A 21,542-nucleotide genomic window follows, 5' to 3' on the forward strand; every position below is an offset into this window, starting at 1 on the left:
AATCCACTATATGATTCAGGAGTGCCCGCAATCGCCCGGCCGAAAAAGGAGAGGCAAGGTGCCGCTGCGCTATCTGATCAAGCAACTCGTGCTGCCGCCGGGCGGGTTGCTCCTGCTCCTGCTGCTGGCCTGGTGGTGGCGCCGGCGCCGCCCCCGCCTGGCGCGGGCCTGCGCGGTGCTGGGGCTCGGCGGCCTGTGGCTGCTGAGCCTGCCGGTGGTGGTCGAGCACGGTGCGCGCCTGCTCGAGCGTGAGCCGGCGCTGCTGGTAAACGAGTGGCCGACGCTGGCGCAGCGCGCCGAGGCCATCGTGGTGCTCGGTGGCGGGCGCGAGCGCGGCGATCCCGCCTGGGGTGGTGACCAGCCCAGCCTGCTGGCTCTGGAGCGCGCCCGCCTGGCCTCGCGCCTGCACTGGGCCAGTGGCCTGCCGATCCTGGTCAGCGGCGGCCTGCACTTCGGCGAGCCGCCCAGCGAGGCCGAGCTGTTCGCCGAGGTGCTGGCCGAGGACTTCGGGGTGACGGTGCGCTGGCTGGAGGGACGCAGCCGCACCACCTGGGAGAACGCCAGGCTCAGCGCCCCGCTGCTGCGCGATGCTGGCGTGCGGCGCATCGTGCTGGTCACCCAGGCCTGGCATATGCCGCGGGCGCGCTGGTGCTTCGAGCGCATGGGCTTCGAGGTGGTCCCGGCGCCGATGGGCTTTCTCGGTGTCGCCAACGGGCGACCGTTCGGCGGCTGGTTGCCCGAGGCGCTGTCGGTATGGCAGAGCAGCCAGTTGCTCAACGAGGCGGCCGGGTTGCTGCTCTATCCGCTGCTGTATCGCTGATCAGGCCGCGCCGTGGCGGGCTAGGGCCCACTCGACATGCTCGCGCACCAGTGCCGACGGATGCGTGCGGCGCAGGCGCAGCGCCTCGAGCACCGGGATGCTGCTGGGCGCGTTGCCGAGGCCGACCGCCAGGTTGCGCAGCCAGCGCTCGTAGCCGGCGCGCCGCAGCGGCGAGCCTTCGGTGCGGCTGAGGAACTCCTCCTCGCTCCAGCGGAACAGTGTGGCCAGCTCGGCGTTGTCCAGGCCGTGGCGCGGCTGGAAGTCGCCCTCGCCGGTGGGGCGGGCGAAGCGGTTCCACGGGCAGACCAGCTGGCAATCGTCGCAGCCGAACACGCGGTTGCCGATCGGCGCGCGCAGCTCTTCGGGGATGCTGCCCTTCAGCTCGATGGTCAGGTAGGAAATGCAGCGCCGCGCATCCAGCAGCTGCGGGCCGACGAAGGCGGCGGTCGGGCAGATGTCCAGGCAGGCCTGGCAGCGCCCGCAGTGCTCGCGCTCGTGCGGTGCGTCGACCGGCAGCGGCAGGTCGACGAACAGTTCGCCGAGGAAGAACCAGCTGCCGGCCGACTTGTTCAGCAGCAGGGTGTTCTTGCCGATCCAGCCGAGCCCGGCCTGCTGGGCGAGGGCCTTTTCCAGCACCGGCGCGCTGTCGACGAAGGCGCGGTAGCCGAACGGACCGATTGCCGCCTGGATGCGCTCGGCCAGCTGCTGCAGGCGCTTGCGCACCAGCTTGTGGTAGTCGCGGCCGAGGGCGTAGCGCGACACGTAGGCCTTCTCCGAGGCGGCGAGCGTCTCGGCCATGCGCGTGTCTCCGGGCAGGTAGTCCATGCGCAGCGACACCACCCGCAGGGTGCCCGGCACCAGCTCGGCCGGCCGCGAGCGCTTGTGGCCATGGGCGGCCATGTAGTCCATCTCGCCCTGATAGCCGACGGCCAGCCAGCGTGCGAGGTGCGCCTCGTGCGCGCTCAGTTCGACGTCGGCGATACCGACCTGTTGGAAGCCCAGCTCGCGGCCCCAGGTCTTGATCGCCTGGGCGAGGGCGGCGAGATCGGGAGTACTGGTCGACATGGCTGGCGGAGGTCCGGGGCAGGGGGGATATAATTGTGCCAGAGCCCCGAGTCGAATGGTCCATGCCCCAGACCTCCCCTGCCTTGCCCCTTGCCCTCTATCGTGCCGCCCAGGTCCGCGAGCTGGACGCGCGTCTGATCGCCGCCGGTACCCCCGGTAGCGAGCTGATGCAGCGCGCCGCCCATGCGCTGTGGCGCGCCATGCGCCGGCGTTGGCCGGATGCCGGGGCAGTCACCGTGCTGGCCGGGCGTGGCAACAATGCCGGCGACGGCTATCTGGTCGCCGCCCTGGCGCAGCGTGCCGGCTGGCGTGCGCGGGTGCTGGCGGTGACCGATCCGGCGCAGCTCGGCGGCGATGCCGCCAGTGCGCATGCCGTGGCGCTGGCGGCCGGCGTGCCGGTCGAGCCCTGGCGCGAATGCGCGCCGCTGTCTGGCGTGCTGGTCGACGCCCTGCTCGGCACCGGCCTGTCCGGCGAGGTGCGCGAGCCCTATGCGCAGGCCATCCGTCTGGCCAATGCCAGCGGCCTGCCGGTACTGGCCGTGGACCTGCCGTCCGGACTGTGCGGCGATACCGGGCGGGTGCTCGGCGTGGCGATCCGGGCCGAGCTGACCGTGACCCTGCTGGCCCTCAAGCTCGGCCTGTTCTGCCTGGACGGCCCGGATCGTTGCGGCGAGCTGGCCTTCGATGACCTCGGCGCCGATCCCGAGCGAGCCGTGCCTCTGGTGCCGGCGGCGCTGCGTCTGGCCGGCGCGAACGTGCCGCGTCTGGCGCCGCGGCTGCGCAACGCCCACAAGGGGCAGTTCGGCCATGTGCTGCTGATCGGCGGCGAGAGCGGTTATGGTGGCGCGGCGTTGCTGGCGGCGGAAAGCTGCCTGCGCGCCGGCGCCGGGCTGGTCAGCCTGGCCACCCGTGGCGAGCACGTGCCGGCGCTGCTGGCGCGCCGCCCGGAAGTGATGGCCCGTGGTGTGCGCTCGGCCAACGAAATCCAGGAACTGGCAGCCGCTGCCGACGTGCTGGTGCTCGGCCCCGGCATCGGCCAGGGCGCCTGGGCGCGCAGCCTGCTTGGCGGTCTGGGCCAGTTGGCCAAACCGCAGGTGTGGGACGCCGATGCGCTCAACCTGCTCGCCGCCGGGCAACTGACGCCACCGGCGGACGACTGGCTGATCACCCCGCACCCGGGCGAGGCGGCCCGGCTGCTCGGCTGCAGCACCGCCGAGGTGCAGGCCGACCGGCCGGCGGCGGCACTGACGCTGGCGCGTCGGCTGAATGCGGTGGTGCTGCTCAAGGGGCTCGGCAGTCTGGTCGCCACCCCGCAGGGCGAGCTGTATCTGTGCGATCGTGGCCACCCGGCGATGGCTGGGGCGGGACTCGGCGACGTGCTGGCCGGACTGCTCGGCGCCTTGCTGGCGCAGGGCCTCGACGTGACTGCCGCGGCGCGCCTGGGCGTCTGGTTGCATGCCGCTGCGGGCGAACGCCTGGGCGGCGCCGGACGCGGCCTGGCGGCCGCCGATCTGATCGAAGCCATTCGTGAACTGCTGGAGGAGCACAGTCCGTGCCTGAAGTGACCCTGAACGCTGCCGACGAAGCGGCCATGCTGGCCCTGGGGGCGCGCCTGGCCGAAGTGACCGAGGGGCGCGGCGTGATCTACCTGCATGGTGATCTGGGCATGGGCAAGACCACCCTGTCGCGCGGTATCCTGCGCGGTCTGGGCCATGCCGGGGCGGTGAAGAGTCCGACCTTCACCTTGGTCGAACCCTACGAGCTGGGTGCGCGACGGATCTATCACTTCGACCTGTATCGCCTGGCCGACCCCGAGGAGCTGGAATTTTTCGGCATCCGCGACTATTTCGAAGGTGACGCGCTGTGCCTGATCGAGTGGCCCGAGCGCGGCGCCGGTATCTTGCCTGAGGCGGATCTGGACATCGTCATTGCCGTGCAGGACGCGGGGCGGGCCCTGCGCCTGATCCCGCGGAGTGCGCGCGGCGAGTCCTGGTGTGCCGCTCTGACCGTGGGAGTCTGACAAATGGAATGGGGGATGCGCCCGCGCGCCGTGCTGGTCGCTCTGGGGGCGATGCTGGCCATGCTGGCGAGCGAGCTGCTGCTGGCGGCCAGCGAGATCCGTGGCGTGCGCCTGTGGCGTGCGCCGGACAACACGCGCCTGGTGTTCGACCTGACCGCTCCGGTGCAGCACAGCGTGTTCACCCTGAGCGCGCCGAATCGCATCGTCATCGATGTCGAGGGCGCGCAGCTGAAGAGTCGCCTCGAACAGCTGGCCATCGCCGGTACGCCGATCACCGGCCTGCGCGCCGCCGAGCAGGCGCCGGGCAAGCTGCGCATCGTGTTGGACATGGCGGCGGCGGTGACGCCGAAAAGCTTCAGCCTGGCGCCCAACCAGCAGTACGGCCATCGCCTGGTGGTCGACCTGTTCGACCCGGAAGAGGCGCCGGCCGCCGCCCCGGCGAGCGCCCAGCCCGAGCGGCCGCCGGTCGCTCCGGCCGCCAGCGTGGCCCAGGGCGGCGGCAGCCCGGCCAATCCGCCGCCGATCGCCACGCCGCCACCGGTGGCCAGCCTGCCGCCCAAGCCCAGCGTGCCGCAGGAGGCCGCGCCGGCCGCCCGCCAGCCGCTGCCCAGCGGCAAGCGCAACATCGTCATCGCCATCGACGCCGGTCACGGCGGTGAGGACCCGGGGGCCCTCGGCCCGCGCGGCCTGCGCGAAAAGGACGTGGTGCTGGCCATCGCCCGCGAGCTGCAGCAGCAGATCAACCGCGAACGTGGTTTCCGTGCCGAACTGGTGCGCACCGGCGACTACTTCATCCCCCTGCGCAAGCGCACCGAGATCGCCCGCAAGAAGGGCGCCGACCTGTTCGTCTCCGTGCACGCCGATGCGGCGCCGCGGGCGGCGGCCTTCGGCGCCTCGGTGTTCGCCCTGTCCGACCGCGGCGCCACCTCGGAAACCGCGCGCTGGCTGGCCGACAGCGAGAACCGTTCAGACCTGGTCGGCGGTGTCGGCAGCGTCAGCCTGGATGACAAGGACCGCATGCTCGCCGGCGTGCTGCTCGACCTGTCGATGACCGCCACCCTGTCGTCCAGTCTGGGCGTCGGCCAGAAGGTGCTCGGCAACATGGGGCGCATCACCCCGCTGCACAAGCGCCGGGTCGAACAGGCCGGCTTCATGGTGCTGAAGTCGCCGGACATTCCGTCGATCCTGGTGGAGACCGGCTTCATCTCCAACCCCAACGAGTCGCAGAAGCTGGCCACCAAGAGCCACCAGCAGGCGCTGGCGCACTCGATCCACAGCGGCATCCGCCAGTTCTTCCACGAGAATCCGCCGCCGGGCACCTACATCGCCTGGCTGCGCGACCAGGGCAAGATCAAGCTCGGCGAGCGCGAGCACCGCGTGGCTCCCGGCGAGAGTCTGGCCCTGATCGCCCAGCGCTATCAGGTCAGCCTGGCGGCGCTGCGCAGCGCCAACCGCCTGGCCAATGACAACCTCAAGGCTGGGCAGATGCTGACCATCCCGGCGCCGACCCTGGCGGTGCAGCCGTGAGCCTGCCGGCGCGCATCCAGCTGCTGACGCCGCGACTGGCCAACCAGATCGCCGCCGGCGAGGTGGTCGAGCGGCCGGCTTCGGTGGCCAAGGAGCTGCTGGAGAACAGCCTGGACGCCGGTGCCCGGCGCATCGACATCGAGGTCGAGCAGGGCGGCATCAAGCTGCTGCGCATCCGCGACGACGGCGCCGGCATCGACGCCGACGACCTGCCGCTGGCCCTGGCGCGCCATGCCACCAGCAAGATCCGCGAGCTGGAAGACCTCGAGCGGGTGCTGAGTCTCGGTTTCCGCGGCGAGGCGCTGGCCTCGATCAGCTCGGTGGCACGCCTGACCCTGACCTCGCGCCGCCGCGGTGCGCCGCAGGCCTGGCAGGTCGAGGCCGAGGGCCGCGACATGGCCACCTCGGTGCAGCCGGCGGCGCACCCCGACGGCACCACCGTGGAAGTGCGCGACCTGTTCTTCAACACTCCGGCGCGGCGCAAGTTCCTGCGTGCGGAGAAGACCGAGTTCGACCACCTGCAGGAGGTGGTCAAGCGCCTGGCGCTGACCCACTTCGAGGTGGGCTTCCATCTGCGTCACAACGGCAAGGGCGTGCTCGCCCTGCATCCGGCCGGCGACGAAACCAGTCGCGCGCGGCGGGTGGCCAGCGTCTGCGGTCCGGCGTTCCTCGAGCAGGCGCTGCCCATCGACATCGAGCGCAACGGCCTGCGCCTGTGGGGCTGGGTCGGCCTGCCGACCTTCTCGCGCAGCCAGGCCGACCTGCAGTACTTCTATGTCAACGGCCGCATGGTGCGCGACAAGCTGGTCGCCCACGCGGTACGCCAGGCCTATCGCGACGTGCTGTACAACGGCCGCCACCCGGCCTTCGTGCTGTTCTTCGAGATCGACCCGGCGGTGGTTGACGTCAACGTGCACCCGACCAAGCACGAGGTGCGCTTCCGCGACAGCCGCATGGTCCACGACTTCCTCTACGGCACCCTGCACCGGGCGCTGGCCGACGTTCGTCCGGAGGATCAGCTGGCCGGCGCGGCGCCCCCGGTGCGCAGCGAACCGGCGGTGAGCGGCCTGGCCGCCGGCGTGTTCGCCGGGCAGAACGAGATGGCGCTGGCCGAGCATGTGCCGGTGGTGGCCGCGCAGGAGTCCGCCTGGCAGGCGCCGAGTGGCGGGCCGAGCCGGCCGGGCAGTGGCGGCGGCTATCGTCCGCTGCAGACTCCGGCGGCCCAGCCGCAGGCCGAACTGCAGGGCGCCTATCGCGAGTTCTTCGCGCCGCTGGGCGAGGCGGGCGCGCCGGTGCTGCCCGAGGCGCAGGGCGACGTGCCGCCGCTGGGCTACGCGCTGGCGCAGCTCAAGGGTATCTATATCCTCGCCGAGAATGCCCAGGGCCTGGTGCTGGTGGACATGCACGCCGCCCATGAGCGCATCACCTACGAGCGCCTGAAGAGCGCGATGGCCAGCGAGGGTCTGCGCGGCCAGCCGCTGCTGGTGCCCGAGTCGATCGCCCTGAGCCAGCGCGAGACCGACTGCGCCGAGGAGCATGGCCAGTGGTTCGCCCGCCTCGGCTTCGAGCTGCAGCGCCTCGGTCCCGAGACCCTGGCGATCCGCCAGATCCCTGCGCTGCTCAAGCAGGCCGAAGCCAGCCAGCTGGTGCGCGACGTGCTCAGCGACCTGCTCGAGTACGGCACCAGCGACCGCATCCAGGCCCACCTCAACGAGCTGCTGGCGACCATGGCCTGCCATGGCGCGGTGCGCGCCAACCGGCGGCTGACCCTGCCGGAGATGAATGCCCTGCTGCGCGACATGGAGCAGACCGAGCGCAGCGGCCAGTGCAACCATGGGCGGCCGACCTGGACCCAGCTGTGCATGGATGACCTGGACAAGCTGTTCCTGCGCGGGCGCTGAGCGCCCGTTTCCTTTCCCGCTCACCGAGTTAGCCGATGTCCGCGCTGCCCCCCGCCATCTTCCTCATGGGTCCGACCGCCTCGGGCAAGACCGACCTGGCCATCGAGCTGGCGCGAGTGCTGCCATGCGAGATCATCAGCGTCGACTCGGCGCTGATCTACCGCGGCATGGACATCGGTACGGCCAAGCCGTCGGCCGAGCTGCTCGCCGAGTTTCCGCACCGGCTGATCGACATCCGCGACCCGGCCGAGAGCTATTCCGCTGCCGAGTTCCGCAGCGATGCGCTGGCGGCGATGGCCGAGATCACCGCGGCCGGGCGCATCCCGCTGCTGGTCGGTGGCACCATGCTGTACTTCAAGGCGCTGCTCGAGGGCCTGGCCGACATGCCTTCGGCCGACCCGCAGATCCGCGCGCAACTGGAGGCGCAGGCCGCCGCCGAAGGTCTGGCGGCGCTGCATGCCGAGCTGACGCGAGTCGATCCGGAGTCGGCGGCGCGCATCCATCCCAACGACCCGCAGCGCCTGGTGCGCGCCCTGGAAGTCTACCGGGCGAGCGGCCTGTCGATGAGCGAGCACCGCCGTCGCCAGGTGTTGCAAAATCTGCACAGCGCAGCGCCGCAGGGTCAGGCTTTGCCTTATACTGTCGCCCACCTGGCCATAGCTCCCGCTCAGCGTCAGGTGCTGCATGAGCGCATTGCCCGGCGCTTTCACCTCATGCTGGAACAGGGGCTGGTTGCCGAGGTCGAAGCGCTGCATGCGCGTGGCGACCTGCATCCGGGACTGCCCTCGATCCGCTCGGTGGGTTACCGGCAGGTATGGGAATATCTCGAGGGACGTCTGACCCGGGAGGAGATGATCGAACGCGGTATCATCGCCACCCGCCAGCTGGCCAAGCGACAGTTCACCTGGCTGCGGAGTTGGTCGCACTTGCACTGGCTGGATAGCCTGGCTTGCGACAATCTGCCGCGCACCTTGAAATATCTGCAAGCGATCGCCATTAAAGGCTGAGTTTTAGCCTGCATGCGGCTATCCTGTGAAACAAGGCGCAGGATCGAGCCTCTTTTGAGTCGACTTCGACTTAACAACAAAATTACCTATCCCTGAAGGAGTGTGGAAAATGTCAAAAGGGCATTCGCTACAAGACCCTTACCTGAACACCCTGCGTAAAGAGCGCGTTCCGGTTTCCATCTATCTGGTCAACGGCATCAAGCTGCAGGGCCAGATCGAGTCGTTCGACCAGTTCGTGATCCTGCTGAAAAACACCGTCAGCCAGATGGTCTACAAGCACGCGATCTCCACCGTGGTTCCGAGCCGTCCGGTCCGTCTGCCCAGTGGTGAGGCGGGCGAGTCGGGCAACGCTGAATAAGCGGAGTCTTCAGCCTTGTTCTTTGAGCGCCATGAGGGTGGCGAGCGAGCCATTCTGGTTCATCTGGAAGGGCAGGCGCCCGAGGCGCGTGAAGATCCCGACGAGTTTCTCGAACTGGCCCGGTCGGCTGGTGCGGAGGTTGCTGGCTTCGTCAGCATTCCGAGGCATCAGCCGACCGCGCGCTTCCTGATCGGCAGCGGCAAGGTCGACGAGATCCGCGAGCAGGTCAAGCGCGACGAAGCCGAGCTGGTCATCTTCAACCACACCCTCACTCCCAGTCAGGAACGCAACCTCGAACGCGAGTTCGAATGCCGGGTGCTCGATCGCACCGGTCTGATCCTCGACATCTTCGCCCAGCGCGCGCGTACCCACGAAGGCAAGCTGCAGGTCGAACTGGCCCAGCTCGAGCACATGAGCACGCGTCTGGTGCGCGGCTGGACCCACCTCGAGCGGCAGAAGGGCGGTATCGGTCTGCGCGGTCCGGGTGAAACCCAGCTGGAAACCGACCGTCGCCTGTTGCGCGTGCGTATCGGCCAGATCAAGCAGCGCCTGGAGAAGGTGCGCAGCCAGCGCGAGCTGGCTCGGCGCGGGCGCAAGCGCGCCGAGGTGCCGGTGGTGTCGCTGGTCGGTTACACCAACGCCGGCAAGTCCACCCTGTTCAATGCGCTGACCTCGGCCGAGGTCTACGCCGCCAACCAGCTGTTCGCCACCCTCGACCCGACCCTGCGCCGCCTCGAGTTCGAGGATGTCGGCGGGGTGATCCTCGCCGACACGGTGGGCTTCATCCGCCACCTGCCGCACAAGCTGGTGGAGGCGTTTCGCGCCACCCTGGAAGAGTCGAGCAACGCCGACCTGCTGCTGCACGTGATCGACGCCCACGAGCCCGAGCGGCAGCTGCAGATCGATCAGGTCTACGCCGTGCTCAAGGAGATCGGCGCCGACCAGCTGCCGACCCTCGAGGTGTACAACAAGCTCGACCTGCTGCCGGACGTGGCGCCGCAGATCCAGCGCGACGACAGCGGCAAGCCGGTGCGCGTCTGGCTGTCGGCCCGCGAGGGGCAGGGTCTGGATCTGTTGCGCCAGGCCGTCGCCGAGCTGCTCTGCGAGGATCTGTTCGCCGGCACCCTGCGCCTGCCGCAGCGCCTGGGACGCCTGCGCGCGCAGCTGTTCGCCCTGGGGGCGGTGCAGGAAGAGTCGCATGACGAAGAGGGGGCGGCGCTGCTCAGGGTGCGCCTGCCGCGGACGGAGCTCAATCGCCTGGCCAGCCGCGAGGGCTGGGTGCCGGACGAGTTCATCGCACAACACACTTTGCAATAAAGCCCCGGCGGCCGGCTTTGCCGCTGCTCGGGGGCTTCGGTAGCATGGGCGGAAGTGCGCCATATGCGCGTCTATGCGTTATCAGTGGGGAGAACGCTATGGCTTGGAATGAGCCGGGTGGCAACAACGACCAGGATCCCTGGGGTGGTCGTCGTGGCGGCGGTCGCCAGGGGCCGCCGGATCTGGATGAGGCCCTGCGCAAGCTGCAGGACAATCTCAATCGCCTGATGGGTGGCCGCCGGCGTGGCGGCGACGACTCCGGCCTCGGCGGCGGCAAGGGTGGTGGTCTCGGGCTGGTGGTGATCGGCTTCGCCGTGCTCGCCGCGCTGTGGCTGTACAACGCCGTCTATGTGGTCGACGAACAGGAGCAGGCGGTCATCCTGCGCTTCGGCAAGTACTACGAAACCGTAGGCCCGGGCCTGAATCTGTACTTCCCGCCGATCGATCGCAGGTTCCAGGAGAACGTCACCCGCGAGCGTGCCTACAGCAAGCAGGGCCAGATGCTCACCGAGGACGAGAACATCATCGAGGTGCCGCTGACCGTGCAATACCGGATCAGCAACCTGCAGGAGTTCGTGCTCAACGTCGACCAGCCGGAGATCAGCCTGCAGCACGCCACCGACAGCGCCCTGCGCCATGTGGCGGGCTCCACCTCGATGGATCAGGTGCTGACCGAGGGGCGCGAGCAGATGGCCACCGAGGTCAAGGAGCGCCTGCAGCGTTTCCTCGATATCTACAAGACCGGTATCACCGTGACCCAGGTGAACATCCAGAGCGCCGCCGCGCCGCGTGAAGTGCAGGAAGCCTTCGACGACGTGATCCGGGCCCGCGAGGACGAGCAGCGCGAGAAGAACCAGGCCGAGGCCTACGCCAATGGCGTTATCCCCGAGGCGCGCGGTCAGGCCCAGCGCATCATCGAGGATGCCAACGGCTACCGCGAGGAGGTGGTGGCGCGCGCCCAGGGTGAGGCCGATCGCTTCACCAAGCTGGCCGCCGAGTACCGCAAGGCGCCGGAAGTGACTCGTCAGCGCCTGTATCTGGAAACCATGCAGGAAGTGCTGAGCAGCACCAGCAAGGTGCTGGTCTCGGCCGGCGAGGGGCAGAACAATCTGCTCTACCTGCCGCTGGACAAGATGGTCGATGGCCGTGCGCCGGCGGCTGCGCCGGTGACGCCGGGCGTCCAGGCCGGTGCTGCGGAGACGCTGCCGCGGATGAATAGCGATCTGCAGCGTGATCTGCGTTCGAGGGAGAGCCGCTGATGAGCAACAAGTCGCTGATCACCCTGATCGCCGCCGCCGTGCTGGCGCTGGTGGGTTGGAACTGCTTCTACATCGTCCTGCAGACCGAGAAGGCCGTGCTGCTGCAGTTCGGCAAGATCGTCAAGGCTGATGTCGAGCCTGGTCTGCACGTCAAGGTTCCCTACGTCAACCAGGTGCGCAAGTTCGACGCCCGTCTGCTGACCCTGGACTCGCCGACCCAGCGCTTCCTCACCCTGGAGAAGAAGGCGGTGATGGTCGATGCCTACGCCAAGTGGCGGGTGGCCGACGCCGAGCGCTTCTATACCGCCACCTCGGGCATGAAGCAGATCGCCGACGAGCGCCTGTCGCGGCGTCTGGAGTCTGGTCTGCGTGACCAGTTCGGCAAGCGCACCCTGCACGAGGTGGTGTCCGGCGAGCGCGATGCGCTGATGGCCGAGATCACCCAGTTGCTCGACCGCATGGCGCGTCGCGAGCTGGGCATCGAGGTGGTCGACGTGCGCGTCAAGGCCATCGACCTGCCCAAGGAAGTCAACCGCAGCGTGTTCGAGCGGATGAGCACCGAGCGCGAGCGCGAGGCCCGCGAGCATCGCGCCAAGGGTCGCGAGCTGGCCGAGGGCATCCGTGCCGACGCCGATCGCCAGCGCCGCGTGCTGCTCGCCGAGGCCTACCGCGAGGCGGAAGAGCTGCGCGGTCAGGGCGATGCCCAGGCGGCGGCGATCTATGCCAAGGCCTATGGCCAGGACCCGGAGTTCTACGCCTTCCACCGCAGCCTGCAGGCCTATCGGCAGAGCTTCGCCGACAAGCGCGACGTGCTGGTGCTGGATCCGAAGAGCGAGTTCTTCCGCTATCTGGAGCAGACCAAGCCGTGATCGATCCGCCCGGCGGCTGCCCGTGCAGCCGCCGGCGTGATCGCGGAGAAAACGTGTTATCATGAGTCAGCCGGGATTTCCCGGCTTTTTTGCGTCTGCGGGAACCATGTGGCAAGAACTCGGAATCGCTTTTTGTTTGCTGCTGGTACTGGAAGGCATCCTGCCCTTCCTCAGTCCGCGGCGCTGGCGCGAGGCTGTCGTCAGTCTGGCCCGGCTGGAGGATCGCCAGCTGCGCCTGATCGGACTGGGCAGCATGCTGCTGGGAACGGCCCTGTTGTACGGGCTTCGTTGAATACCACGCCCGGCCGAAAGGGGAGAGGCAATATGGCAACGCTGGACCGCTGGCTGCTGCCGGACGGAATCGAAGAGGTGCTGCCGGCAGAGGCGGCACGCATCGAGGCTGCACGCCGTCAGGTGCTGGATCTGTTCCGCAACTGGGGCTACGAGCTGGTCATCACTCCGCATATCGAATACCTGGAGTCCCTGCTTACCGGGGCCGGCCAGGATCTCGAGCTGCGTACCTTCAAGGTCACCGACCCGCTGTCCGGCCGGCAGATGGGCTTCCGCGCCGACATCACCCCGCAGGTGGCGCGTCTCGATGCCCATACCCATCGCCAGGAAGGACCGAGCCGCCTGTGCTACGCCGGCAGCGTGCTGCATGCCCGCCCGCGCGCGCTGTCGACTTCGCGCAGCCCGATCCAGATCGGCGCCGAACTCTACGGTGACGCCAGCGCGGCGAGCGACAGCGAGATCATCAGCCTGATGCTCGAAGTCCTCGAGCTGGCCGGTGTCCCCGACGTGCACATGGATATCGGGCATGTCGGCATCTACCGTGGCCTGGCGCGCGCCGCCGGGCTGTCCGGCGAGGTCGAGCAGCGGCTGTTCGATGCCCTGCAGCGCAAGGCCATCGACGAAGTGGCGGCGTTGACCGCCGAGCTGCCGGTCGATCAGGCCGGCATGTTGCGCGCGCTGGCCGAGCTGTGCGGTGGCCGCGAGGTGCTGGTGCAGGCGCGTGCTCTGCTGGCCGCCGCCCCGGCACCGGTGCTGGCGGCGCTGGCCGAGCTCGAGGAGCTCGCCGACCTGCTGGCCGCGCGCTATCCGGCTCTGCCGCTGTACTTCGACCTCGGTGAGCTGCGCGGTTACCACTATCACACCGGGGCGGTGTTCGCCGCCTTCGTGCCCGGCGTCGGCCAGGCCATCGCCCAGGGCGGGCGCTACGACGACATCGGCGCCGATTTCGGTCGCGGCCGTCCGGCCACCGGCTTCTCCACCGATCTGAAGACCCTGGTCGTGCTGGGGCAGGCGATCCAGGCCGAAGCGCCGGGTGGGGTATGGGCGCCGCAGGGTGACGAGGCCGGCCTGTGGCAGGCCGTGCTCGACCTGCGCCGCAGCGGTCGGCGCGTGGTGCAGGCGCTGCCCGGGCAGAGCGCAGCCAATGCCCGCGAGGCCGGCTGCGACAGCGAATTGCGTTTACAGGAGGGTGGCTGGCAGGTCTCGCCGCTGGCTTCCTGAGTACTTTTGCCGGCCTGCGGGCCGGTACCGACCTTCCACGAGGGGACAAGTGTTATGGGTAAGAATGTCGTGGTCCTGGGTACCCAGTGGGGTGACGAGGGCAAGGGCAAGATCGTCGACCTGCTGACCGACCAGGCGGCTGCCGTGGTGCGCTACCAGGGCGGCCACAATGCCGGTCACACCCTGGTGATCGATGGCGAGAAGACCGTGCTGCACCTGATTCCGTCCGGCATCCTGCGCGACAACGTGCAGTGCCTGATCGGCAACGGGGTGGTGGTGGCGCCGGACGCACTGCTCAAGGAAATCACCAAGCTGGAAGAGAAGGGTGTACCGGTGCGCGAGCGCCTGCGCATCAGTCCGGCCTGCACCCTGATCCTGCCGTACCACGTGGCTCTCGATCAGGCCCGTGAGGCGGCTCGTTCCGAAGGCAAGATCGGCACCACCGGTCGCGGCATCGGTCCGGCCTACGAGGACAAGGTGGCCCGTCGCGGTCTGCGCATCGGCGACCTGTTCAACCCCGAGCGCTTCGAGAAGAAGCTGCGCGAGCTGATGGCCTACCACAACTTCGTGCTGGAGAACTTCTACAAGGCCGCGCCGGTCGACGTCGAGCAGACCCTCAAGGATGCCCTGGCCTACGCCGACATTCTCAAGCCGATGGTCACCGACGTGGCCGCCCGCCTGCACGAGCTGCGCAAGGCCGGCGCCTACATCATGTTCGAGGGTGCGCAGGGCTCGCTGCTGGACATCGACCACGGCACCTATCCGTACGTGACCAGCTCCAGTACCACCGCTGGCGGTACCGCCACCGGTTCCGGTTTCGGTCCGCTGTACCTGGACTACATCCTCGGCATCACCAAGGCCTACACCACCCGCGTCGGTTCCGGTCCGTTCCCGACCGAACTGTTCGACGACGTCGGTGCCCGTCTGGCCAAGGTCGGCCACGAGTTCGGTTCGACCACCGGTCGCGCCCGTCGCTGCGGCTGGTTCGATGCGGTGATCCTGCGTCGCGCCATCGAGATCAACTCGATCTCCGGTCTGTGCCTGACCAAGCTGGACGTGCTCGACGGCCTCGAGACGGTCAAGCTGTGCGTGGCCTACAAGAACGCCGCCGGCGAGATCATGAGCGAAGCGCCGACCGATGCCGACAGCTACGTCGGCCTGGAGCCGGTGTATGAGGAGATGCCGGGCTGGAGCGAGTCCACCGTCGGCGCCAAGTCGATCGACGACCTGCCGGCCAATGCCCGCGCCTATATCAAGCGCGTGGAAGAGCTGGTCGGTGCGCCGATCGACATCATCTCCACTGGCCCGGATCGCAACGAGACCATCGTGCTGCGGCATCCGTACGCCTGATCGGCAGGTGATCACGCACAAGGGCCGCGCAAGCGGCCCTTGTCGTTTTGGTGGTGTGCGGCGACAGGCCGGTCGGAGATGGGAGAAGGGGCTTGGCGTGCGGCGCTTTTCTGCGGGCGAAAAAAAACCGGATCTTGCGATCCGGTTTTTTGGAATTGGTGCCCAGGAGAAGACTCGAACTTCCACGGTATTTCTACCACTGATACCTGAAACCAGCGCGTCTACCAATTCCGCCACCTGGGCGTGCCATGTTTGCCGTTGCCGGCGAAGCCTGACTGCTTCTTTCGTCAGCATCCGCTTGCGCGTCTGCTTGGAATTGGTGCCCAGGAGAAGACTCGAACTTCCACGGTATTGCTACCACTGATACCTGAAACCAGCGCGTCTACCAATTCCGCCACCTGGGCGTGCCATGTTTGCCGTTTCCGGCGAAGCCTGACTGCTTCTTTCGTCAGCGTCCGCTTGCGCGTCTGCTTGGAATTGGTGCCCAGGAGAAGACTCGAACTTCCACGGTATTTCTACCACTGATACCTGAAACCAGCGCGTCTACCAATTCCGCCACCTGGGCTAATAGTGCGATGATTACTCATCTGCTCTATCGTTACAGCTTGCAGGGTTACTGCTGCTGTGGGCGCGCATCTTACGGGTGCCCCCGTCAGCTTGTAAACCCCTGATGCGAAAAAATTTTATTGTGGCGACGAGGCTGCCCCGCGGGGCGCTTTCGCGCTTCAATATAGGCAAGAGCACGGGCAAGACAACCAAAGGTGAATCCCGACACATGGCCGATTGGCAAAGCCTCGATCCCGAGGCCGCCCGCGAGGCGGAAAAATACGACAACCCCATTCCCAGTCGCGAGCTGATTCTCGCCCATCTCGCCGAGCGCGGTGCGCCGGCGACCCGGGCGCAGCTGTTCGAAGAGCTGGGCCTGGCCGGCGAGGAGGCCGAGGAGGCCCTGCGCCGTCGGCTGCGCGCCATGGAGCGCGATGGCCAGCTCATCTATACCCGCCGTGGTGCCTACGCCCCGGTTGACAAGCTGGACCTGATCCGCGGGCGCATCAGCGGCCACCGCGACGGCTTCGGCTTCCTGATTCCCGACGACGGCAGCGAGGACCTGTTCCTCAGTCCGGCGCAGATGCGCTTGGTGTTCGACGGCGACGTCGCCCTGGCCCGTGTCTCCGGTGTCGACCGCCGCGGTCGCCGCGAGGGCGCGCTGGTCGAGGTGCTCAGCCGCGCCCACGAGACCCTGGTCGGCCGCTTCTTCGAGGAGAGCGGTGTCTCGGTGGTGGTCGCCGACAACCCGAAGATCCAGCAGCAGGTGCTGGTGCTGCCCGGCAAGCAGGGCGCGGCCCGTCACGGCCAGTTCGTCGAGGTGCGCATCGACCTGTGGCCGACGGTGTTCCGCCAGGCCCAGGGCGAGGTGGTCGAGGTGCTTGGCGACTACATGGCGCCGGGCATGGAGATCGAAGTGGCGTTGCGCAGCTACGACCTGCCGCACGTCTGGCCCGAGGGCGTGCTTCAGGAGGCGAAGAAGCTCAAGCCCGAGGTGGAGGAAAAGGACAAGGAGAAGCGCGTCGATCTGCGTCAGCTGCCCTTCGTCACCATCGACGGCGAGGACGCGCGCGACTTCGACGATGCGGTGTACGCCGAGGCGATCAAGGGCGGCGGCTGGCGCCTGTTCGTCGCCATCGCCGACGTCTCCCACTACGTCAAGGTCGGCTCGGCGCTGGACGCCGAGGCGGTCGAGCGCGGCAACTCGGTGTACTTCCCCGAACGGGTGATCCCGATGCTGCCCGAGGAACTGTCCAACGGCCTGTGCTCGCTCAATCCGCTGGTCGACCGCCTGGCTATGGTCTGCGAGATGACCGTGTCGAAGAGCGGCGCGCTGACCGGCTACCAGTTCTACGAGGCGGTGATCCACTCGCATGCGCGCCTGACCTACACCAAGGTCAGCCAGCTGCTGGAGAAGCCCAACTCCACCGAGGCCAAGTTCCTCCGCCAGCAGATGCCGCACCTGGTGCCGCACCTGCGCCAGCTGTACGCACTGTACAAGTCGCTGCTGGCCGCCCGCCAGGTGCGCGGCGCCATCGATTTCGAGACCCAGGAGACGCGTATCGTCTTCGGCGCCGATCGCAAGATCACCGAGATCCGCCCGACCCAGCGCAACGATGCGCACCGGCTGATCGAGGAGTGCATGCTGTGCGCCAACGTCGCCACCGCGCGCTTCCTCGAGGAGCACGACATTCCGGCGCTGTACCGCGTGCACGACGTGCCGCCGGCGGAGAAGCTGGAGAAGTTGCGCGCCTTCCTCGCCGAGCTGGGCCTGACCCTGTTCCGCGGCAAGGGCGAGCCGACGCCGAAGGACTACCTCAACCTGCTCGAGTCGGTGCGCGAGCGTCCCGACTACCACCTGATCCAGACGGTGATGCTGCGCTCGCTCAGCCAGGCGGTGTACAGTCCGGAGAACGCCGGGCACTTCGGCCTCAACTACGAGGCCTACACCCACTTCACCTCGCCGATCCGCCGCTATCCGGACCTGCTGGTGCACCGCGCGATCCGCAGCGTGATCCGTTCCAAGCGGCAGACCGACAAGGTGCAGCGCGTCGGCGCGGCGAGCATGCCCAAGGCACGCATCTACCCCTACGACGAGGAACGCCTCGCCCAGCTCGGCGAGCAGTGCTCGATGACCGAGCGGCGTGCCGACGAGGCCACCCGCGACGTGGTCAACTGGCTGAAGTGCGAGTACATGCGCGACCGGGTCGGCGAGACCTTCCCCGGCGTGGTCACCGCGGTGACCGGCTTCGGTCTGTTCGTCGAACTGACCGACATCTACGTGGAAGGCCTGGTGCACGTCACCGCGCTGCCGGCCGACTACTACCACTTCGACCCGGTGCACCATCGTCTGGCCGGCGAGCGCTCCGGGCGCAGCTTCCGCCTGGGCGACAGCGTGGAGATCATCGTGGCGCGCGTCGACCTCGACGAGCGCAAGATCGACTTCGAGCTCAGCGACAACCCGCTCACCGCGATGCCGGCGCGCAAGCGCCAGGTGAAGGGCGGTCGGGAGCCCGCCGGCAAGACGCCGGCACGCAAGCGCGAGCCGGCGGCGATCGAGGCGCAGGGCGTTGCTCCGCGCCGCGAGGCGCGCAAGACCGGGCGCGTGCAGGCGCTGCCCGAGGTGGCGCCGCAGCTGCTCGAACAGGCCGATGTACTGCTCGGCAACGTCGACGTGGAGAAGAGCCGGGCGGTGAAGAAGAAGCTGCTCGAGGACGCCAAGGCGCCTGCGAAGTCGTCCGCCAAGGCCGACAAGGGCAAGGCCAGGACTGCCGGTGCCGGCAAGGCCGCGGACAAGAAGAAGGCCATCCCCCGTCCGGTCCGGGTTTCCGGGGCGGCCAAGGGCAAGAGCAAGGCCAGCAAGAAGCCCGCGGCCGAAGCGCCGGCCGGGCGCGCCATACGTAAACGCAAGGTCGAACAATGAGTCAGTGGGAACGGGTTTACGGCGTGCATGCCGTGGAGGCATTGCTGCGTCATCACCCCAAGCGGGTCAAGCAGCTGTGGCTGGCCGAAGGGCGCCAGGATCCGCGCGTGCAGACGCTGGTGCAGCTGGCCGGCGAGGCGCGCGTGCCGGTCGGCCAGCGCGAGCGGCGCGAGCTGGACGAGTGGGCCGAGGGCGTGCACCAGGGCGTGGTCGCCGAGGTCAGCCCCAGCCAGGTGTGGGGCGAGAACTACCTCGAGGAGCTGCTGACGCGCGGCGGCGCGGTGCCCCTGCTGCTGGTGCTCGACGGGGTGACCGATCCGCACAACCTCGGCGCCTGCCTGCGCACTGCCGACGCTGCCGGCGTGCAGGCGGTGATCGTGCCCAAGGACAAGTCGGCGACCCTCAACGCCACCGTGCGCAAGGTCGCCTGCGGCGCCGCCGAAGTGGTGCCGCTGGTCGCGGTGACCAATCTGGCGCGCACCCTGGAGAAGCTGCAGCAGCAGGGGTTGTGGGTGGTCGGCACCGCCGGCGAGGCGACCCAGGAGATCTACGATCTCGACCTGCGCGGGCCGACCGTGCTGGTCATGGGCGCCGAAGGCAAGGGCATGCGCCGGCTGACCCGCGAGCACTGCGACTACCTGGCCAAGCTGCCGATGGGGGGCAGCGTCAGCAGTCTCAACGTCTCGGTGGCCACCGGCGTCTGCCTGTTCGAGGCGGTCCGCCAGCGCCGGCCGGCTCCGGGTGTCTGAATTCCCGCCCCGCCCGGTTGCGGGGCGCTTCGCCCCTCCGTACAATGCTGCCCCTTGTCGTCCCGGCAGGCGCATGCGCGTCCGGCCAGCGGCAAGAACACACGAAACATTCACTCCTTGCCTGACCGCATTTCGCGGCAGGCTGCATAACCCGTAAGGAGCATTTATGCGTCATTACGAAATCGTCTTCCTGGTTCACCCGGATCAGAGTGAGCAGGTTGGCGGCATGGTCGAGCGTTACACCAAGACCATCGAAGAAGACGGCGGCAAGGTTCACCGCCTGGAAGACTGGGGCCGTCGTCAGCTGGCTTACGCCATCGACAACGTCCACAAGGCTCACTACGTGCTGATGAACGTCGAGTGCAGCGCCGCTGCCCTGGCCGAGCTGGAAGACAACTTCCGCTACAACGACGCCGTGATCCGCAACCTGGTGATCCGCCGTGACGCCGCCGTGACCGAGCAGTCCGAAATGCTGAAGGCCGAAGAAAGCCGCAGCGAGCGCCGCGAGCGTCGTGACCGCAGCGAAGCCGGCGAAGGCGCCGCTGAAGGCACCGACGGCGACAGCGCCGACGAGTAATCTTCGTAACCAGTATTGAGGAGCCACCACATGGCACGTTTCTTCCGTCGTCGCAAGTTCTGCCGTTTCACCGCTGAAGGCGTCCTGGAGATCGATTACAAGGATCTCAACACCCTGAAGGCCTACATCTCCGAAACCGGCAAGATCGTTCCGAGCCGTATCACCGGTACCAAAGCCAAGTATCAGCGTCAGCTGGCCACCGCCATCAAGCGTGCCCGCTACCTGGCCCTGCTGCCCTACACCGACAGCCACGGCCGTTGAGGCCAGGCCCGTCGACAGGTCAACGGATCCAACGGATTTAGTAGATGCGGGCACTAGCTGACTTCGTCATGCGTGGACGCCTGCAGGCCACCCTCGCGGTGGTCGTGACTGCGGCGCTGCCCCTGCTGTTCTGGGTGAGTGCCGCCGCCGGCTCGCTGGTCCTGCTGCGCCGCGGCCTCAACGATGCCCTGGGCATCGTGCTGTGGGCGCTGCTGCCGACCCTGCTGTGGTGGCACTTCGGTGAGCCGCGGCCGCTGCTGGTGTTGCTGGGCAGCCTGGTGCTGGCCCTGGTGCTGCGCAACAGCGTCTCCTGGACGCGGGTGCTGCTGACCAGTGTGCTGGTGGGCGTCCTGTATGGCGTGACCATCGACGCCGTGTTCGGCGAGACGGTCAAGCGCAACGCCGCCGAGCTGCTCGAGCTGATGCCGCAGATGCTGGGCGATGCCTACCAGCAGATGGGCACCGACGAAAAGGCCCGCCTCGGCGAGCTGCTCGTACCGGTGCTCACTGGCCTGATGGCCGCCCTGCTGCAGCTGCTCAGCCTGCTGTGCCTGCTGCTGGGGCGTTACTGGCAGGCGTTGCTGTACAACCCGGGCGGGTTCGCCCGCGAGTTCCACGCGGTACGCCTGCCGGCGCCGCTCGCTGTGGGTCTGGTGGTGGGCGTGTTCCTGCTGCCGGGCGTGGACATCGAGCTGGCCATGCTGACGCCGCTGTGCAGTGTGCCGCTGGCGTTCGCCGGGGTGGCCCTGCTGCACGGACTGGTCGCCCAGCAGCGCCTGGCGCGCTTCTGGCTGGTGGGGCTGTACGTGGCGCTGCTGTTGTTCATGCAGCTGGTGTATCCGTTGTTGGTCGTGTTGGCCGTGGTCGACAGTCTGATTGATTTTCGTGGGCGCGCCGGACGCAGTGGCGTCGATGGGCCCACGAACGGTGAAGGTTAAAAGTTAAGAGGTTAAAGCCAAATGGAAGTTATCCTGCTGGAAAAAGTCGCCAACCTGGGCAACCTGGGCGACAAGGTGAACGTCAAGGCCGGTTACGGTCGCAACTACCTGCTGCCGCAGGGCAAGGCCACCGCCGCTACCGCCGAGAACGTCGCTGCGTTCGAAGCCCGTCGCGCCGAGCTGGAGAAGCTGGCTGCCGAGAAGAAGGCCTACGCCGAATCCCGCGCCGCCCAACTGGCCGAGCTGGAAGTCACCATCACCGCCACCGCTGGCGATGAAGGCAAGCTGTTCGGCTCCATCGGCACCCACGACATCGCCGACGCCCTGACCGCCTCCGGCGTGGAAGTGGCCAAGAGCGAAATCCGCCTGCCCAACGGTGCCATCCGTCTGGTCGGCGAGTACGACGTGGCCGTGCACCTGCACAGCGACGTCGACGCCACCGTTCGCGTGGTGGTGGTGGCCGCCTAAGGCCGCCATCGGCGCCCGTGCATCCTTGATGCCGGGCCGCTAACATCGGGCACGCCTGCGTACGCAGGCGTGCCC

The 21,542-nt window shown here is 68.1% G+C and carries 20 protein-coding genes and 3 tRNA genes; 19 read left to right on the forward strand and 4 right to left on the reverse strand.

Going from position 1 to position 21,542, the window contains the following annotated elements; translation table 11 throughout:
- Positions 1-58: 58 nt before the first annotated feature.
- Positions 59-820 carry a YdcF family protein gene (locus tag BLT78_RS20395; RefSeq protein WP_090351803.1) on the forward strand — a complete coding sequence of 254 codons (762 nt, stop codon included), beginning with the start codon at positions 59-61 and terminating at the stop codon, positions 818-820.
- On the opposite strand, the gene queG is transcribed toward BLT78_RS20395, so the two are convergent.
- Entirely contained in the window at positions 821-1,885 is a 1,065-nt protein-coding gene (gene queG, locus BLT78_RS20400; RefSeq protein WP_090351804.1) for a tRNA epoxyqueuosine(34) reductase QueG, read from the reverse strand.
- Positions 1,886-1,947: 62 nt separating this feature from the next.
- Between queG and BLT78_RS20405 the strand changes: the two genes are divergently transcribed.
- The 12 genes from BLT78_RS20405 (at position 1,948) to BLT78_RS20460 (ending at position 15,005) form a co-directional block, all read left to right on the forward strand.
- Complete coding sequence (locus tag BLT78_RS20405; RefSeq protein WP_090351806.1) at positions 1,948-3,450, forward strand: NAD(P)H-hydrate dehydratase; 1,503 nt, start codon at positions 1,948-1,950, stop codon at positions 3,448-3,450.
- The gene (gene tsaE, locus BLT78_RS20410) at positions 3,438-3,905 is read left to right on the forward strand and encodes a tRNA (adenosine(37)-N6)-threonylcarbamoyltransferase complex ATPase subunit type 1 TsaE (protein WP_090351807.1); all 468 of its coding nucleotides are present in this window, start codon (positions 3,438-3,440) and stop codon (positions 3,903-3,905) included. Before BLT78_RS20405 ends, tsaE begins: the two co-directional genes overlap by 13 nt.
- Positions 3,906-3,920: 15 nt before the next feature.
- On the forward strand, positions 3,921-5,432 hold the full coding sequence (locus BLT78_RS20415; protein WP_090351809.1) for an N-acetylmuramoyl-L-alanine amidase: 1,512 nt from the start codon (positions 3,921-3,923) through the stop codon (positions 5,430-5,432).
- On the forward strand, positions 5,429-7,333 hold the full coding sequence (gene mutL / locus BLT78_RS20420; protein WP_090351811.1) for a DNA mismatch repair endonuclease MutL: 1,905 nt from the start codon (positions 5,429-5,431) through the stop codon (positions 7,331-7,333). The genes BLT78_RS20415 and mutL overlap by 4 nt, the downstream gene beginning before the upstream one ends.
- Before the next feature lie 35 nt (positions 7,334-7,368).
- Positions 7,369-8,340, forward strand: a complete 972-nt coding sequence (gene miaA / locus BLT78_RS20425) for a tRNA (adenosine(37)-N6)-dimethylallyltransferase MiaA (protein ID WP_090351813.1) — start codon at positions 7,369-7,371, stop codon at positions 8,338-8,340.
- Between the two features lie 109 nt (positions 8,341-8,449).
- Entirely contained in the window at positions 8,450-8,698 is a 249-nt protein-coding gene (gene hfq, locus BLT78_RS20430; RefSeq protein WP_090351814.1) for an RNA chaperone Hfq, read from the forward strand.
- A gap of 15 nt (positions 8,699-8,713) precedes the next feature.
- Positions 8,714-10,015, forward strand: a complete 1,302-nt coding sequence (gene hflX / locus BLT78_RS20435) for a ribosome rescue GTPase HflX (RefSeq protein WP_090351816.1) — start codon at positions 8,714-8,716, stop codon at positions 10,013-10,015.
- Between the two features lie 98 nt (positions 10,016-10,113).
- The gene (hflK, locus tag BLT78_RS20440) at positions 10,114-11,274 is read left to right on the forward strand and encodes an FtsH protease activity modulator HflK (RefSeq protein ID WP_090351817.1); all 1,161 of its coding nucleotides are present in this window, start codon (positions 10,114-10,116) and stop codon (positions 11,272-11,274) included.
- Positions 11,274-12,143 carry a protease modulator HflC gene (gene hflC, locus BLT78_RS20445; protein WP_090351819.1) on the forward strand — a complete coding sequence of 290 codons (870 nt, stop codon included), beginning with the start codon at positions 11,274-11,276 and terminating at the stop codon, positions 12,141-12,143. The genes hflK and hflC overlap by 1 nt, the downstream gene beginning before the upstream one ends.
- A 106-nt stretch (positions 12,144-12,249) precedes the next feature.
- Positions 12,250-12,435: a DUF2065 domain-containing protein gene (locus BLT78_RS20450; RefSeq protein WP_090351821.1), complete on the forward strand. Its 186-nt coding sequence runs from the start codon at positions 12,250-12,252 to the stop codon at positions 12,433-12,435.
- Positions 12,436-12,467: 32 nt separating this feature from the next.
- Positions 12,468-13,655, forward strand: coding sequence for an ATP phosphoribosyltransferase regulatory subunit (locus tag BLT78_RS20455; RefSeq protein ID WP_090351822.1), 1,188 nt, complete (start codon positions 12,468-12,470; stop codon positions 13,653-13,655).
- A gap of 54 nt (positions 13,656-13,709) precedes the next feature.
- The gene (locus tag BLT78_RS20460; RefSeq protein ID WP_090351824.1) at positions 13,710-15,005 is read left to right on the forward strand and encodes an adenylosuccinate synthase; all 1,296 of its coding nucleotides are present in this window, start codon (positions 13,710-13,712) and stop codon (positions 15,003-15,005) included.
- A gap of 156 nt (positions 15,006-15,161) precedes the next feature.
- Here the strand turns inward: BLT78_RS20460 and BLT78_RS20465 are convergent.
- The 3 genes from BLT78_RS20465 to BLT78_RS20475 all read right to left on the reverse strand — a co-directional run bounded on the left by BLT78_RS20465 (position 15,162) and on the right by BLT78_RS20475 (position 15,570).
- A tRNA-Leu gene (locus BLT78_RS20465) sits at positions 15,162-15,248 on the reverse strand.
- Between the two features lie 74 nt (positions 15,249-15,322).
- A tRNA-Leu gene (locus tag BLT78_RS20470) sits at positions 15,323-15,409 on the reverse strand.
- A 74-nt stretch (positions 15,410-15,483) separates the two neighbouring features.
- Positions 15,484-15,570 (reverse strand) — tRNA-Leu (locus tag BLT78_RS20475).
- 210 nt (positions 15,571-15,780) lie between these two features.
- On the opposite strand from BLT78_RS20475, the gene rnr reads away from it, so the two are divergent.
- The 6 genes from rnr to rplI all read left to right on the forward strand — a co-directional run bounded on the left by rnr (position 15,781) and on the right by rplI (position 21,467).
- A complete protein-coding gene (gene rnr / locus BLT78_RS20480; RefSeq protein ID WP_090351825.1) occupies positions 15,781-18,474 on the forward strand; it encodes a ribonuclease R in 2,694 nt (897 codons plus the stop codon).
- Positions 18,471-19,223 carry a 23S rRNA (guanosine(2251)-2'-O)-methyltransferase RlmB gene (gene rlmB, locus BLT78_RS20485; protein WP_090351827.1) on the forward strand — a complete coding sequence of 251 codons (753 nt, stop codon included), beginning with the start codon at positions 18,471-18,473 and terminating at the stop codon, positions 19,221-19,223. Before rnr ends, rlmB begins: the two co-directional genes overlap by 4 nt.
- Before the next feature lie 166 nt (positions 19,224-19,389).
- The gene (gene rpsF / locus BLT78_RS20490) at positions 19,390-19,800 is read left to right on the forward strand and encodes a 30S ribosomal protein S6 (RefSeq protein WP_090351829.1); all 411 of its coding nucleotides are present in this window, start codon (positions 19,390-19,392) and stop codon (positions 19,798-19,800) included.
- Between the two features lie 30 nt (positions 19,801-19,830).
- A complete protein-coding gene (rpsR, locus tag BLT78_RS20495) occupies positions 19,831-20,061 on the forward strand; it encodes a 30S ribosomal protein S18 (protein ID WP_090351830.1) in 231 nt (76 codons plus the stop codon).
- A 44-nt stretch (positions 20,062-20,105) separates the two neighbouring features.
- Entirely contained in the window at positions 20,106-20,999 is an 894-nt protein-coding gene (locus tag BLT78_RS20500; protein ID WP_090351832.1) for a hypothetical protein, read from the forward strand.
- Between the two features lie 21 nt (positions 21,000-21,020).
- Positions 21,021-21,467 (forward strand): 50S ribosomal protein L9, encoded by a 447-nt coding sequence (gene rplI, locus BLT78_RS20505; protein ID WP_090351833.1) that lies wholly within the window; start codon positions 21,021-21,023, stop codon positions 21,465-21,467.
- Positions 21,468-21,542: the final 75 nt, after the last annotated feature.

The organism is Pseudomonas oryzae, from assembly GCF_900104805.1.
Taxonomy (GTDB): domain Bacteria; phylum Pseudomonadota; class Gammaproteobacteria; order Pseudomonadales; family Pseudomonadaceae; genus Geopseudomonas; species Geopseudomonas oryzae.

What these genes read in the sequence shown, in the direction of transcription:
- queG (WP_090351804.1), bottom strand. Translation starts at nt 1,885, where the DNA reads ATGTCGACCAGTACTCCCGATCTCGCCGCCCTCGCCCAGGCGATCAAG.
- BLT78_RS20405 (WP_090351806.1), top strand. Translation starts at nt 1,948, where the DNA reads ATGCCCCAGACCTCCCCTGCCTTGCCCCTTGCCCTCTATCGTGCCGCC.
- BLT78_RS20415 (WP_090351809.1), top strand. Translation starts at nt 3,921, where the DNA reads ATGCGCCCGCGCGCCGTGCTGGTCGCTCTGGGGGCGATGCTGGCCATG.
- miaA (WP_090351813.1), top strand. Translation starts at nt 7,369, where the DNA reads ATGTCCGCGCTGCCCCCCGCCATCTTCCTCATGGGTCCGACCGCCTCG.
- hfq (WP_090351814.1), top strand. Translation starts at nt 8,450, where the DNA reads ATGTCAAAAGGGCATTCGCTACAAGACCCTTACCTGAACACCCTGCGT.
- hflK (WP_090351817.1), top strand. Translation starts at nt 10,114, where the DNA reads ATGGCTTGGAATGAGCCGGGTGGCAACAACGACCAGGATCCCTGGGGT.
- hflC (WP_090351819.1), top strand. Translation starts at nt 11,274, where the DNA reads ATGAGCAACAAGTCGCTGATCACCCTGATCGCCGCCGCCGTGCTGGCG.
- BLT78_RS20450 (WP_090351821.1), top strand. Translation starts at nt 12,250, where the DNA reads ATGTGGCAAGAACTCGGAATCGCTTTTTGTTTGCTGCTGGTACTGGAA.
- BLT78_RS20455 (WP_090351822.1), top strand. Translation starts at nt 12,468, where the DNA reads ATGGCAACGCTGGACCGCTGGCTGCTGCCGGACGGAATCGAAGAGGTG.
- BLT78_RS20460 (WP_090351824.1), top strand. Translation starts at nt 13,710, where the DNA reads ATGGGTAAGAATGTCGTGGTCCTGGGTACCCAGTGGGGTGACGAGGGC.
- rnr (WP_090351825.1), top strand. Translation starts at nt 15,781, where the DNA reads ATGGCCGATTGGCAAAGCCTCGATCCCGAGGCCGCCCGCGAGGCGGAA.
- rlmB (WP_090351827.1), top strand. Translation starts at nt 18,471, where the DNA reads ATGAGTCAGTGGGAACGGGTTTACGGCGTGCATGCCGTGGAGGCATTG.
- rpsF (WP_090351829.1), top strand. Translation starts at nt 19,390, where the DNA reads ATGCGTCATTACGAAATCGTCTTCCTGGTTCACCCGGATCAGAGTGAG.
- rpsR (WP_090351830.1), top strand. Translation starts at nt 19,831, where the DNA reads ATGGCACGTTTCTTCCGTCGTCGCAAGTTCTGCCGTTTCACCGCTGAA.
- BLT78_RS20500 (WP_090351832.1), top strand. Translation starts at nt 20,106, where the DNA reads ATGCGGGCACTAGCTGACTTCGTCATGCGTGGACGCCTGCAGGCCACC.
- rplI (WP_090351833.1), top strand. Translation starts at nt 21,021, where the DNA reads ATGGAAGTTATCCTGCTGGAAAAAGTCGCCAACCTGGGCAACCTGGGC.